Below are 13327 nucleotides of genomic sequence, written 5' to 3'. Positions count from 1 at the left end.
AATATTGCGCATGGAGACATAATCATGGTAACAAAAAGAATGATTACCTGTTCAGGAAAACGGAAAAAAGCTCTTGCACGAGCAACACTCCGTGAAGGAAAGGGAAGAGTAACTATTAATCATCATGCTCTTGCGTATTATGAGCCACAGCTCGGAAGATTGCGTATTACTGAACCATTACTCCTTGCTGGAGACCTTGCTCATAATGTTGATGTTATGATTACGGTACGTGGAGGAGGATGGGCATCTCAAGCTGAAGCATGCCGGCTTGTCATTGCTAAATGTCTTGTTGCCTATACGAAAGATGAGGAGCTCAAGAATAAATTTTTAGAGTATGATCGTCACCTCTTAGTCGCTGATGTTCGTATGAATGAGCCCTGTAAGCCAAACAGACATTCAAAGCCACGTGCTAAGGTACAGAAGTCCTATCGATAAACGAGACAAAAATAACTGGGTAGAAAAGAAAGCCTCAACAACAAAATGACAACCGAAGAACAATTTTTGGTTCCTACCAAACAGTACCTGAAAACAGGGATCCATATCGGAACAAAGTTTAAAACAAAGTATATGGATCAATTTATTTATAAGACCAGACCAGATGGGCTTTCTGTTCTTAATCTGGCAAAAATTGATGAACGCATTAGGATTATGGCTCACTTCATGGCCCAGTACGCTCCCGAAGAAATCATCATTGTTAGTCGTCGTGAAAATGGCTGGAAAGCAGTAAGTGCGTTTGGTAAAGTAACTGGAGTACGGGTCTTTGCAGGACGTTATCCTCCGGGGATTTTGACGAACTCTAATCTTAAGAACTACACTGAAGTAAGGCTAATTGTTGTCACCGATGCATGGCCTGATCGAAATGCTGTTCAGGATGCGATTCGTATGGGAATCCCAGTCATTGCATTATGCGATACCAATAATCAGTCTAACAATCTCGATTTAGTTGTTCCCTGTAATAATAAAGGAAAAAAGAGCTTAGGCCTTTTATTTTATATTCTTGCCCGAGAGTATCTTACTTATCGTGGTATGATAAAAAAACCTGAAGAGTTTACTTCTACAGTAGAAGACTTTACTGAGGAATAAGCTGCGAATAAAGGTCTGACAGCAAAAAACTTTATATAGGTTGTTTATTCTGACTGGTTCATGGGTTGGTGGGGCTATCAAAAAAGGGCAAAGAGACATTTTTTACCTACTTTTCTATTGGCCTCAGGTGTTGCTCTTTTTTTCTTCTTTCTGACAAGTTCGAGTTATGCACAACAGGATCAGAATCTCACGTTTATTTTTTCGTTGCCTGATCTCGAGGATATTTCACCTCCGGCAAACCCAGAAAATAGTCGATTTGATCAACAGAAATTTCCATCGTCTGGTTCTGGGCAGCTATTCTATTCTCTCCGTCTTGTCCTCCTAGATCCTGAAACTGAACAACCTCTTGAAAAAGCACACGTTTACCTTGAGCTTGTCCATCTCCAGACTGGAGAAACAGTAAAAACACTCAAGTATGTGCGCAATCATGAGCCATTATTACTTTCATTGGCAGAAGGAAACTGGCAGATTATGGTAAAAATTAATACTCCGGAAAGTACAGGCAATGATTATTACCGTAATTTCACTCTTCTTCTCAATACTACCCGTAAGGAACTGAATGAAACGGTTTATCTTAATCCGGTAGGAAGCATCCGTGGCATAGTTGTTGATAATCAAGGGAATATCGTTGTTGGCGCTATTATCCAGTTCTTCTGTAGCTCTTCTCTTGGAGACATAAGCGAGCAAATCTCTGATGAGTATGGGTCATTTTCTGCACTCTGGCTTCCTGAAGGCTCTTGTAAAATTGCTGCGACTGACAGAGAGGCTGTTGGATATACGACAAGTATCGTTACCCAAGGCCAGATGAATGATGTTGAAATCATTTTGAATAAGGAAGTTCAAGGAAAGTTACGTTCATCGGTTGTTTTCCTTTTGGCTGGCCCCCTTCTCTTTTTTCTACTCTTTATTCTTCTAGTGGTCATGCGAAAAAAGAAAACAAATAAAGTGTCTACGACCAATGAAACTGAACAAGAACAGGGTGGAGATAGGAGTAGCGTGCCTCAAACTACCGGAGCATCCCAAGAAATAAAGCAATCTACCTCTCAGCATAATGATCGGATCAATGATATCCTTGCAACCTTGAATCCTAAAGAGAAAGAAGTTGTTTCATATCTCCTTAATCAGAATCCCTCAACTCAAGCACGGATACGTTATGCAATACGGATTCCAAAAACAACCTTGGCAAGAGTTTTTCTTTCCTTGGAAGCAAAAAACATTATTACGGTTGAAGCTTTAGGTAAGATGAAGAATATTGCCTTAACTCAATGGTTCCTAGGAAAATCATCTAAATAAACGCTGAAAAACAAAAATAATATAAAGAACAAAGGAATCCAGAACTTGGTCTTCTCAGGCCGATGGTTAATACACAGGTTACTCTACTTTGTTGATACTTTAATGAGTGATTAAATGTGGACTAACTCGCATTGCATACGTAGTCCTGAGGAGAAGGGGTGGGATCTTATGAACAGCACAAAAAAAAACAATGGTTCTTTTCATGCCAAGAAAATCGCGTTTATATTTTTGTTTTTAATTATGGCTCTCGTGGCCATGCGGATTAACTTTTCTTCGCTTGTTGGAGCTAAAAACCAGTTTTTTACTCTCTTTCAATTTTTTGGACCGATAGCAGGATCTATCTTAGGACCGTTTGTTGGTATTCTCACCGTCTTGGGTGCAGAGGTGGTTGATTTTTTTATTGTTGGTAAAGAAGCAACGTTCATTAATCTTATTCGATTAACGCCAATGCTCTTTGCTGCATATTACTTTGGGAGTAAGAGCAAGAAATTTGCAACGTTTATCCCAATTATGGCCATTGCTGTTTGGATGCTCCATCCCATGGGAAGACAAGTGTGGTATTTCTCTTTGTACTGGACCATACCACTGATCATCCGTTTGCTTCCCCAGAAGTATGCTCAAAACTTAGGACTCAAGAGTTTAGGTGCCACATTTACTGCACATGCAGTAGGTGGAGCTGTTTGGATTTGGAGCGTACCCATGACTGCAGAGCAATGGATCGGCTTGATTCCGGTTGTTGCCTATGAACGCTTACTCTTTGCCTTAGGGATTGCAGGTTCCTATATCCTCGTGAACACTGCCTTAGATCTTGCAGTAACGAAATTTAAATGGGATCTTGGTCACATTGTCCATGTTAACCAGGAATATGTTCTTTGGCACTTGCTGAAAATAAAAGCGTAAGCCGTGAAAGCACAACTACTATTTTCTTTTTTTAAATCTCTTTTTTCTTTCTGTTTTACAAAAAGCCTTTTTTTGACAAACGGACTATTTTTTTTCCTTCTTTTGTTGAATGGACCGAAATTTAGCATTTCCTTATTTTTTGGACCGCCCAAGTTATTTATATCTGTACCTCTCACACTCTTCTGTTGAAATGGTAAGTTCAAAGATGTTCAAAGCCATAGACAACTATTTAAAGCAGTAAAAAGGTTTTCGAAAAGAGCTTTGAGGTGGAAATATGGGCGGCATGAAATATAATCTTGTTATTGTCAGTTTAGCTCTACTTATTCTTGTTATCGGCACTGTCTCTGCTGTTTCGGTTAAAGATGTTAAAGATATTTTTTCAGTTTCAAAGCAACGTGTTCTTGGTGAGCAAGGAAAACCATGGCTTATGACAGAGCAAGAGTGTGGTGCTCTCCCGACTGATGGTTGCGTTGTTACCCAAAACACAACGTTTCAACCTGGAGTGTTTGATCTGCCCAATGGCATTCGCATCGAAGCAAATAACATCTTCTTGGATTGTAATAATGCGCTTCTTCAAGGGTTCAACGGAGGATATTACGGTAGAGACAATTATGGAATTAGACTTGACGGTTATCATAATGTTGCCATTAAAAATTGTAATCTTTCGAGCTATAGCTATCCTATCTATTTAAAGAATGCTTATAGTCTTACTGTTTCAAACAACAGCTTTTTCGGTGTACAACATGGTTGGCCAGGTCCTTTTATAATGGGAAACAATATTACACACTCAACATTCAGTTTCAATCATAATGATTTTGGTGATTTTGCGTCTCAATTTACTCGTAACTTTTCCTCAAATATTATTAGTAATAATACCTTTCGTGGTTACTTTGTTGTGAACGACGGGACTGGTAAGGGAAATCTCTTTGAACAGAATACCTTTCTTTATAACGGCGTTGTTGGAATTAATAGTTATGCAGATACTTTCCAACATAATAATTTTTCAGCTTCAACTCGCCTTCATGGGCGTGATTCTCGCATAACAGATAATACTTTTTCAAGCGAGATTAATGTTAGTGGAACAGAGAGCCATTTCTACGATAACCTGATCTATGGCTATGTCCCCTTTGATGTAGTCTATGAAAATGTGTATTACTGCTATGAAGACAGGGAAAACATGTATTTTGGTCCTCAGGGTCCGGGTTGTTCGAGTGACTATTCTCCTGAGATTAGTTCTTTGGAAGCTAACTATATTACTTCAGTCTCAGCAAGAATTACCTGGGATACGGAGATCCATGCAACATCACGGTTATCATATGGAACAAGCCCTGACAACTTCACTTCCCAAGCCTTTTCTGATAACTATGTAACCTCGCACTATTTGGACGCTCATAATCTAACTCAGCGTACCACCTATTATTATAGAGCGAGAAGCTGTACGATTCTCAACTGTACGGAAAGTGAGCTAGGTAACTTTACCACTTTAGCTAGTCCGTATGAGCCGGATAACAAAACCTTTGAGGGTACGGGGTATATTGAGGCATGGGGTGTAGGAAACGTTACCGTAGCAGGAACAACCTTTGGCGTTCCAAATGGAAGAGTAGAGGTTGATGGTAATGGAACCTTAACTGTTCTTGGGAATGCCTCGGTGCTTGACATCCATGGCTTTGAGAATATGACCATTATCCCTGGAGGATACCAATACACTGGTGATGGTACTGCCCTTGTGAAGGGAGAAAATATAACCGTTACCATGAGTGGAACTGTTGATGGATTCTATGCAAAGGGCATAGGTATGGTGACTCTTGCAGGAACTGGTGGTTATCGAAAAGGAAAATCTCCTTCAATCATCTTCAACGGCACGGTAACAAAGTCAATGGGATATGAGGGGTGATAATGTGAACAATAGGAAATACATTTTAACGATCCTAACCGTGGTACTCTTGACGGTAATGATTTTTGTTGTTGACAATGCTTCTGCTTTTGTTGTAGGCAGTGTTCCTGCAAAAGATGCAAAGGATATTTTTTCACCAGTTGCGTATAATGTTCTGTTAGGAACGACAACGACTACTTCTCTTATGATGGGAAGAGAGTGTGGTGCTCTTCCAACTGATGGTTGTGTTGTTACCGGAAATACGACGTTTCAGCCAGGAGTTTTTGACTTGCCCAATGGTATTAGGATCGAAGCAAGTAATCTAACACTTGACTGTAATGGAGCTCTCTTTGAAGGACAAGATTATTATTACACGGCAATATCTCTTTACGTACAGGAAGGGGTTACTATCAAAAACTGTGAGTTCTACAATTATTACTCTCCTTTACGATTGAATTCTGCTTCTAACTTGCGTATTGTCAATAATCAGTTTCGTTCTGACCCATGGATAGGTGGTACCGCCATTGATATTTATTCTGTGTCAGCGAGTTCTTTTGAACAAAATAGTATCAGTAGTGGACGATCACGAAGCGTTGGATTTTGGGGTAATTCTCACAGCAACTTTTTTTACCAGAATTATTTTGGAGATTACTTTGGCTATTATGTGTACAATGCTTCGTATAATGTTTATGAAGAAAATACTTTTTTTGGTTATTATTCCTTTCAACCAGAAGGAGACTACAATGCAATCATTAACAACGATTTTTTTGTGCCTATGACCTTTACCGGCAACTTCCAAAATATAACCGGAAACCAATTTTTTGAATATGTTAGTGATATAGGATTTGGGAGTTATATTTACGATAACGATCTGTATGATTCCTTGTTTGAAGATCGTTATGAAGAGAAGATTTATTGTTATGATGGGAAAGAAAACAGGTATCATGGGTTCTCTGGTCCTGATTGTAATAGTGATTATTATCCGGATCTTTCTGGAATTAACGCAACCTATATAACCAGTATATCAGCGCGAGTTGTTTGGGACACTGATCGCTATTCTACCTCAACGGTTTACTATGCAACCAACCCCTCTGACCTTAATCAGTCAGTAAGTGATAGTCTTTACGTTACGTCGCATAAAATAGATCTTCGTAACCTTACCGGGGACACAACGTATTATTTTAAGGTGTCAAGTTGTACGATTTTAGAATGCTCTAATAGTTCACTGATGAATTTTACTACACCAGTCTATCCCTACTGTGACGATGGTACTCCCTTTGGTCGGTGCACCGCAAATCCACCCTTCTATTGCGACGAAGGAGAAGGAGAGATTGTTTCCCGTTGTGATCTTTGTGGTTGTAACGACGGGGGTAGTTGCCAGTATGGTGGTCCTTTAAACGGGACATGTGTATCAGTTAATTATGGATATCTTGCCAGAGTTTGCGGTGACGGTACCTTGTATGGTAACTGTTCGGCAACAAAGCCACTCTTCTGTGACGATGGAGAATTAATTCCCAAATGTCAGCAGTGTGGTTGTCCAAAAGATGATGTGTGCCGTGAGTCAGGTAAAGGAGCGGGATCCTGTCTTGAGGTTAATTATGGCTATGCCTATCTGCCCTCAGATTCCGAATGATTTGTGAAAGACATATGGAGGTCTGCAATGGAAAATACTACCCTGAGAACCATAACAAAAAAAATGCAGTCATTATTCATGGCCTTTCTTATGGTTATGAGCATAGTGCCTCTTGTTGCTCTTGAGGTAGATGCCGGAACGATCTCTGTTGATGCGAGCCTTCAAAAAGAGCAGTCGAAAACGGTTCAATTAGGCATAAAAAATTATGCACTGAAACTCAACAAAGTGATTGATACCCAAACTGCCATGCTCCAGGTTGAGGGAGAAACCATTACTGCAACGCTTGGCGAGCATGTTCTGCTGAAGGATGGTAGCGAACTGGTGGTTACTGAAATTAGTCAGCAGGGAACAACAGATATTGTGGAATTGAGCCTCTCAGCTGAAGACGTACATGCTCCTGTTCTTCAGGGAATTACGACAGATGCAGACAGTGTCAAGGCAGGGCAAACCATTACGGTCATATTAACTGTTGAGGATGATTTTACTGGTGTGAGTTATCTTGCAATTGATGCAAAGAGCCCTTCAGGTGGTCAGACCCTCTATGCGGGAGGTGGCGTACAACACAATCCTGAAACGACCTATAGTTTTCCTGTTGCTGTGCCAACAAACGCAGAAGATGGTTTTTGGAAGATCAGTCAAGTTTTGGTGATCGATGCTGTTGCCAATCAGGAATATCTGTACAATCCTGATGATTTTACTAAAACCTTCCGTGTGGTAAGCGAACAGAGTGATGTCCAAGAGCCAGAGTTGGTGAGCATTGCAGTTACCGAATCAGTTTTTTATGGAGAAACGGTTACGCTGACCGTTGTCGCAAGAGATGATCTTTCTGGAGTCAAGACCTTACGTGCAACGGCAAAAAGTCCTACCGGAAAGCAGAACGAGCTGTTTACCCCGTGGCAATTAATTAGCGAAAATACATGGCAATCCTCCATTGTCATCAAAGATTATGCAGAACAAGGATACTGGAAAATAACCCAACTTGAAATTGAAGATAATGCTCATAACAAAGCAGTGTTGTATTATGGCAATCAGTATGAGGCTGGTTTTAATGTCAAGTCAAATAATAATAAGGATGACACGAAAGCGCCAGTTTTTTCTGAAATCAAGCTCTCACCAGAACAACTCCGTTATGGTAATACCGTAACATTACGAGTTAAACTCACTGACGATCTTTCAGGTATTGATGAGAGTAGTCTCTTTGCCATGCTTGAGTCCTTTGCTCAAGGGCAGTATCAGTATTCCCAACAATGGTCGTACGACTCCCAAACCAGTACCTATACGACCTCGTTTAGTGTTCCTAAGTTTTCTGAGATAGGGCCTTGGCATCTTGGAAGGTTAGTTGTCCGAGATAAAGCAGGAAATGAGCTCTACCAATGGTTTGACAAGGATGATTATTGGGTGTATGTGACTGGTTATGATGATATCAAAAAACCCGATCTTGTTGTCAAGAGCCTCGAGTTGAGTCCAACCCAAGCAAAGAATAATGAAAACGTTACCATGAAAGTTGTCGTGCGTAATGACTATGCGCCTGTTGCACGAGTTTCCTGGAAGGCTATTGCTGATGACATTGGTAGTAATGCTCGCATTGGTGCTGGGTGGGCAAGAGGAAACCAAGACGGGGTTCTTGAGAATCTTGCCGTAGGAGAGGAAAGAACATTAACCCTTAGCTTTCAGTATAACACCGGTACTTCATCCCCCTCCACTACAATGACGTACACTCCTTCATTTACTATTGATCCAGAGAATAGCATCAATGAGCTCGATGAACACAACAATAAACTTTCTGGCTATGTCAGGGTATCGGGAGGCTCATCAATGGCAGATGCGGTTGTAGCTCCTCGAACAACCACGGATCCACGTGATTATTTTGATGATTACTATGGTATTGAGGACTTTTACATCACCTCTGAACCATGGGTAGGTAATGTTCATTGGAATGATCCAAACAGAGCCTATACCGAAAAAATTGGTAATAAGGTCATTGCCCATCTTGAAGATGCTTCTCCTAGCTTATTACTTGACCAGGAAGATCTTCGTTTTACTGCATACACGAGTGGAAATAAAATCTTTGTCGAGAAATGGGTAGATCAAGGAGTCAAGTATACTGATAAGACTCATCTCATCCTTGCGTATCCTACACCAAAGAAAGTAGTGCTTGAGGACACTGGCCAAACCTATACAGGCACACGAATAGATCTGGTGCTCTGGAATGATGTCCATGATAGCGATGCAACACGAACAATGACGATTCAGGATACTCCTACAGAAACAGCGTCTGCTGTTACTGATTCAGTTGATTCTGGTGCTGGTGGTCGTAGTTCTGTTGCAACCTCTGCAGAGGCTGCAACTGCGGTGATTATACCTTCTTCAACAGCTATGCCGAAAACCATTGATGTTATGCTAGGGGATGAGTTTGTTTTGTCTGCTGGCCAGACCGCACATGTCGTTGACTATAGGGACATGGAAATAACCTTGAACAGTATATCCAGTATGTCAGGTGAGGATATTTGTTTTAGTATGATGGGTTGTCCTGGCCTACTATATTTTTTTGCGCACATGGATGTTACTGCTCGCTTAGCCGACAATTATTTTTCTCTGCCGTTTATTACCTTAACGGAAGGCAAGCAACGTGGTGTGTTTGGTGCACAGCTTAGCGTTTTATCCCTAAACGCTGATAAGGGATTGTTTAAACTAACCAAAGGAAATGATCAAACGGTCTCATGGGTTGATGTAGGTCTAGAGCCAAGAAGCGTTGAGGTAACTGCTGGAGAAAAGGCTTATTACGAGATTATTGTTGAGGATGATCGCTTCTTTGGTTATTATGGTAGAATGGAGCAGAATTACACACTTGATATTGTTGGTCTACCTTTTGCAAAGGATTTCCCTTCTACCATAACCCTCGGACCAGGTGAGACAAAACGAGTTCCTCTTGTTGTTGACACTTCCTCTCGTCTTAATCTCCAGAAACAGATTGTTGGTGGAACAACTGCATCAAGTACAACAGTAGCAACTGATCGAGATACCGTCCCTAAAACAGTCAGCCTTTCTTTGCGTCAAGGGACTACCAGAACCATTGAAATGGATGGAGAATTACTTCAACTTGTGCTTGAGACAGTAAGTGCAACAGAAGCTTCTTTTTCAGTTAATGGAGAATCCTCACTGCAATTGGAGCAAGGAGAGGTATGGACATTTGGAAGTGGTTTTAATTTAACCGTAGATAGTATCAATTACCATGGTAATTTTGCAAATTCTGCAGTGGTTACTATTACCTCACCAACAGGAGTTGTTTTTGTTCTCAAGGGATGTACTGACAGCAATATTTACAACAAAGATTACTGCAGCGGCCTTTCAGAAGGACAAGAGGTTCGTTGTGATTGCAATACCTGTAGCTGTGTAATGGGAAGTGATGGTAACCTTTATCCGGGCAGTTGTACCGAAATGGCATGTAACTCTTATTCTTCTTCCTCTGTTAAGGAAGAGACAAGTGGTACTACTACGGACCATCTAAATGACGTTGATGAAGAGGTAGTTGTTGAAACTGGAACTTCTAGTGGCGGTTCTGGAGGAGCAGGACCTATGGTTGAGAGTCGGAGCAATGGCGGTGGTAGCGATGTTGGAACCTTTACTCAGAAAGAAGGAACCAGCAAGACTGTTACGGTAAACGGTGTTGAGTATGCCATAACGGTTGATGCAGTTGCTTCAGGACCAAAGGCTTATTTCACCGTTAACGGAGAATCAATCGGAGACCTTGAAGAAGGAGAAACCTACCTCTTAAAAGAGGGTAGTGAGTTGGGTGTAACCAATATGATTTACTATGGTTATGCATCCGAGATTGGTAACCAGGTTACTTATACCATCCAAACCAAGAAGGTAAAACTTACGGATAGTGTCACGAGCGTTAGTAGTTATGGTAGTAGCACTGCACCAAGTGGCGGAGGTGGTGCTGGTGGTGGCGAAGTCCCTCCTAAAGAAGAGAAAGGTGGTGTTGGTGCAGCATGGCCGTACATTGGTGAATCTGCAGGAGGAGGTGGCGGAGCAGCAGGTCCACGTATAAGCGATGATAGTACACAAGCTGAAGCCACAGTAACATCTGTAACAGCATCTGTTCGAAGAGTACAATCTTCTGAATCATCAGTGGTTTATGAAACCGTTGCACTTCCTGCAACAGATGTTGCAGTATCAGCAACAGCATCGTCAACAACAGCAACAGAATCAGTTGCTCTTCCTGAGAGTGTTGTTGTTCGTCCAGTTTCAGCTGGAACTTTTTTCTCTCCAGAACAACTTACGGATAAAACTGTTGCCGAGGGAGAAGTGTATCATTTCACGGTTGTTGTTATCTCTACAGATGGATCAGAGAATGATGTTGCCTCAGGTACCCTTGTCATTGGTAATCAAAGCTCTGTTGAGAAACGCCACACAAAACAGATCCAGCTCATCGACGGCTGGAATTTGGTAAGTATCCCTAACCGTTTGATTACCTTTGATACCTCAACCTGTTCTGAAGATAAAAAACCCTTGGCATTTGTGTATAATGATGAGGAGCAAAAGTATCTTTCCTTCCGGGATGCACAAAAGCAACTCGGCTCTGCATTCCTCAAATACATTTCAGAACGAGCGTTATGGATGTACAGTTATACTTCCTGTACTTTAGACGTTACCCTCGGAAAAGAAACCTTGTACAGTGATCTTAGTTTGTCTGAAGGTTGGAACTTGATGCCCGTTACCTATGATATGATTGGTCAGCGATTTATTGATTTGGGAAGCAATTGTCAGTACCATAAGCTTTATCGCTGGAATTCAGAAGATCAGCAATGGCTATCCGCTGAGATTTCAACACTTATTACTGAAGCAGATCTCATGCGTGGGTTCTTAGTGAAGACAACAAGTTACTGTGAATGGGGAGAGTATACACTCTTACCACCACCTATGCCTGTTGAAGAAGAACGTGCTTCTGGTATTCGAGAATAGAATCAAGCGTGAGACCATGACAGACGCTAAAGAAACTCGTCCCTTTTTTCCCGGGATATGCCGGCAGTACTGTTCACTGCCACTACTTAAAACCATTCTTTTTTTAATTATACTTCTTGGTCCTTTTTTCGTGTATGGTTGTTATCCAGTAGATGAAACAATACAAGAAAACAACGAGACTGTGGAACCGGTCAACGAATCTCCTCAAGCCATTGATCCAGGTTTAGATCTTTTTGGTAAGGAAGAGGTTCTTCCACCAGGTCTTCCCGGATAAGCTTCATGCAATCATGGCAGAGACGAGTCAGCGCCCCCTTATGATATTATGATATAGTGGTCTACTTTTTTTGGCTCGTCTCTTTCTTTTCTTTTTTCTCTTCAAACGCAAGCGATGCTGAATTAATACAGAATCTCTTTCCTGTTGGCTGTGGTCCATCATCAAAGATATGTCCCAAATGACCCTGACAATTGTGACAGAGAACCTCTGTTCGTTTCGTCAATAAGCTGTGGTCTGGTTTTGTTTCTACCACACTCTTATTTTTTGGTGCCCAAAAACTTGGCCATCCGCTTCCTGAATCATACTTTTGATCGGCATCAAACAAGACAGTGCCACAACCTGCACATTTGTAAAATCCTTTCTTCTTGAAGTCGTTATATTTACCGGTAAAGGCAGGCTCTGTTCCTTTCTTTCTGAGAATAGCATACTGTTCTGGCGTGAGCTTATTTTTCCATTCCTCTTCGGAAGTTGGTATTGTTGATGTCATTGTTTCCTCCGATGTTTTGTTTGTTGTCCTTTACCATTCCCATTATTTTCCAAAATTTTTTTTCGCAAGACATCTTCGGTAATGTCCACCCGTAACTTACGAAAATACACACACACATTTTTGATATCCGCAGCCAGCAGTTCTTCAGCATTGGCGCTTTCGAGAGGTGTTGCCTGAGAAAAATCAATAAACACAGCTCGTTCTTTATCATTAAGGATATTGAACGGTGATAAATCACCATGAATCAGCCCAGCACGGTAGACTTTTTGCATATTGGTAACAACTGTTGCTAAAAATGCATCAGGATCTTTTGGTTGTTGATGGATAAGCTTACCTGCAGGATCTTGTCCACCAATCATTTCCATGACTAAGATGTTGTAGAGGAAAGTGTATGGTGTGGGAACAGCAACACCAGCTTCTCGGGCTTTCAGCAGATTCCTAAATTCTCGCTGCGTCCAGGCGAAAATGACCTTTCTCCGTTGTTTTTTGAGGTGAAGATATCGAGCATCGAACTTAATGTGATTATACATGGTGTTGAAGTCACAGGTGTGTAATCGATAAATCTTGACAACAACAAAGGTACCATCGTGTTTTCTTGCCACAAAGACATTGGCTTCCTTGCCCATGCCAATGGCACTGTAGAATCCCTCAAAATGCCTCTGTCCCATCAGCTTAAAGATGTTTCGTTCAGTAAACTCATCAAAAACATTATGTAAGGTCTTGAACTTTTCTCGGCTTATTTTGGGCATTGCTCCTTTAATCCGTTAGAGATATATAAACCCTTCTTTTCTCTTGAATAGAAACGTTTAAATACGA

The 13327-nt window shown here is 41.2% G+C and carries 10 protein-coding genes; 8 read left to right on the top strand and 2 right to left on the bottom strand.

Features of this window, described 5'->3' with window-relative positions:
- Positions 1-24: 24 nt before the first annotated feature.
- From HYW21_04170 to HYW21_04135, 8 genes are all read left to right on the top strand, one after another.
- The gene (locus HYW21_04170; GenBank protein ID MBI2548520.1) at positions 25-435 is read left to right on the top strand and encodes a 30S ribosomal protein S9; all 411 of its coding nucleotides are present in this window, start codon (positions 25-27) and stop codon (positions 433-435) included.
- A 45-nt stretch (positions 436-480) separates the two neighbouring features.
- A complete protein-coding gene (locus tag HYW21_04165) occupies positions 481-1083 on the top strand; it encodes a 30S ribosomal protein S2 (protein ID MBI2548519.1) in 603 nt (200 codons plus the stop codon).
- A gap of 60 nt (positions 1084-1143) precedes the next feature.
- Entirely contained in the window at positions 1144-2376 is a 1233-nt protein-coding gene (locus tag HYW21_04160; GenBank protein ID MBI2548518.1) for a hypothetical protein, read from the top strand.
- Positions 2377-2544: 168 nt separating this feature from the next.
- Positions 2545-3276, top strand: a complete 732-nt coding sequence (locus HYW21_04155) for a hypothetical protein (protein MBI2548517.1) — start codon at positions 2545-2547, stop codon at positions 3274-3276.
- Positions 3277-3550: 274 nt separating this feature from the next.
- Entirely contained in the window at positions 3551-5170 is a 1620-nt protein-coding gene (locus tag HYW21_04150; protein MBI2548516.1) for a hypothetical protein, read from the top strand.
- Positions 5171-5174: 4 nt separating this feature from the next.
- Positions 5175-6782 carry a hypothetical protein gene (locus HYW21_04145; protein MBI2548515.1) on the top strand — a complete coding sequence of 536 codons (1608 nt, stop codon included), beginning with the start codon at positions 5175-5177 and terminating at the stop codon, positions 6780-6782.
- 27 nt (positions 6783-6809) lie between these two features.
- The gene (locus HYW21_04140) at positions 6810-11750 is read left to right on the top strand and encodes a hypothetical protein (protein MBI2548514.1); all 4941 of its coding nucleotides are present in this window, start codon (positions 6810-6812) and stop codon (positions 11748-11750) included.
- Positions 11751-11766: 16 nt separating this feature from the next.
- Positions 11767-12024 carry a hypothetical protein gene (locus tag HYW21_04135; GenBank protein MBI2548513.1) on the top strand — a complete coding sequence of 86 codons (258 nt, stop codon included), beginning with the start codon at positions 11767-11769 and terminating at the stop codon, positions 12022-12024.
- Between the two features lie 61 nt (positions 12025-12085).
- Here HYW21_04135 and msrB read toward each other — a convergent pair whose 3' ends face one another.
- Complete coding sequence (gene msrB / locus HYW21_04130; protein ID MBI2548512.1) at positions 12086-12511, bottom strand: peptide-methionine (R)-S-oxide reductase MsrB; 426 nt, start codon at positions 12509-12511, stop codon at positions 12086-12088.
- On the bottom strand, positions 12508-13260 hold the full coding sequence (locus HYW21_04125) for a serine protein kinase RIO (protein ID MBI2548511.1): 753 nt from the start codon (positions 13258-13260) through the stop codon (positions 12508-12510). The genes msrB and HYW21_04125 overlap by 4 nt, the downstream gene beginning before the upstream one ends.
- Between the last annotated feature and the right edge of the window lie 67 nt (positions 13261-13327).

The sequence above is a fragment of the Candidatus Woesearchaeota archaeon genome (assembly GCA_016187565.1).
Taxonomy (GTDB): domain Archaea; phylum Nanobdellota; class Nanobdellia; order Woesearchaeales; family JACPJR01; genus JACPJR01.
The sequence above is the reverse complement of the archived record's forward strand: the minus strand, read 5'-3'. Positions and strand labels throughout refer to the sequence as shown.

Excerpts from the sequence above, each read along its gene's own strand:
- HYW21_04165 (MBI2548519.1), top strand. The coding sequence starts at position 481 with ATGACAACCGAAGAACAATTTTTGGTTCCTACCAAACAGTACCTGAAA.
- HYW21_04170 (MBI2548520.1), top strand. The coding sequence starts at position 25 with ATGGTAACAAAAAGAATGATTACCTGTTCAGGAAAACGGAAAAAAGCT.
- HYW21_04135 (MBI2548513.1), top strand. The coding sequence starts at position 11,767 with ATGACAGACGCTAAAGAAACTCGTCCCTTTTTTCCCGGGATATGCCGG.
- HYW21_04140 (MBI2548514.1), top strand. The coding sequence starts at position 6,810 with ATGGAAAATACTACCCTGAGAACCATAACAAAAAAAATGCAGTCATTA.
- HYW21_04155 (MBI2548517.1), top strand. The coding sequence starts at position 2,545 with ATGAACAGCACAAAAAAAAACAATGGTTCTTTTCATGCCAAGAAAATC.
- HYW21_04150 (MBI2548516.1), top strand. The coding sequence starts at position 3,551 with ATGGGCGGCATGAAATATAATCTTGTTATTGTCAGTTTAGCTCTACTT.
- msrB (MBI2548512.1), bottom strand. The coding sequence starts at position 12,511 with ATGACATCAACAATACCAACTTCCGAAGAGGAATGGAAAAATAAGCTC.
- HYW21_04125 (MBI2548511.1), bottom strand. The coding sequence starts at position 13,260 with ATGCCCAAAATAAGCCGAGAAAAGTTCAAGACCTTACATAATGTTTTT.
- HYW21_04160 (MBI2548518.1), top strand. The coding sequence starts at position 1,144 with ATGGGTTGGTGGGGCTATCAAAAAAGGGCAAAGAGACATTTTTTACCT.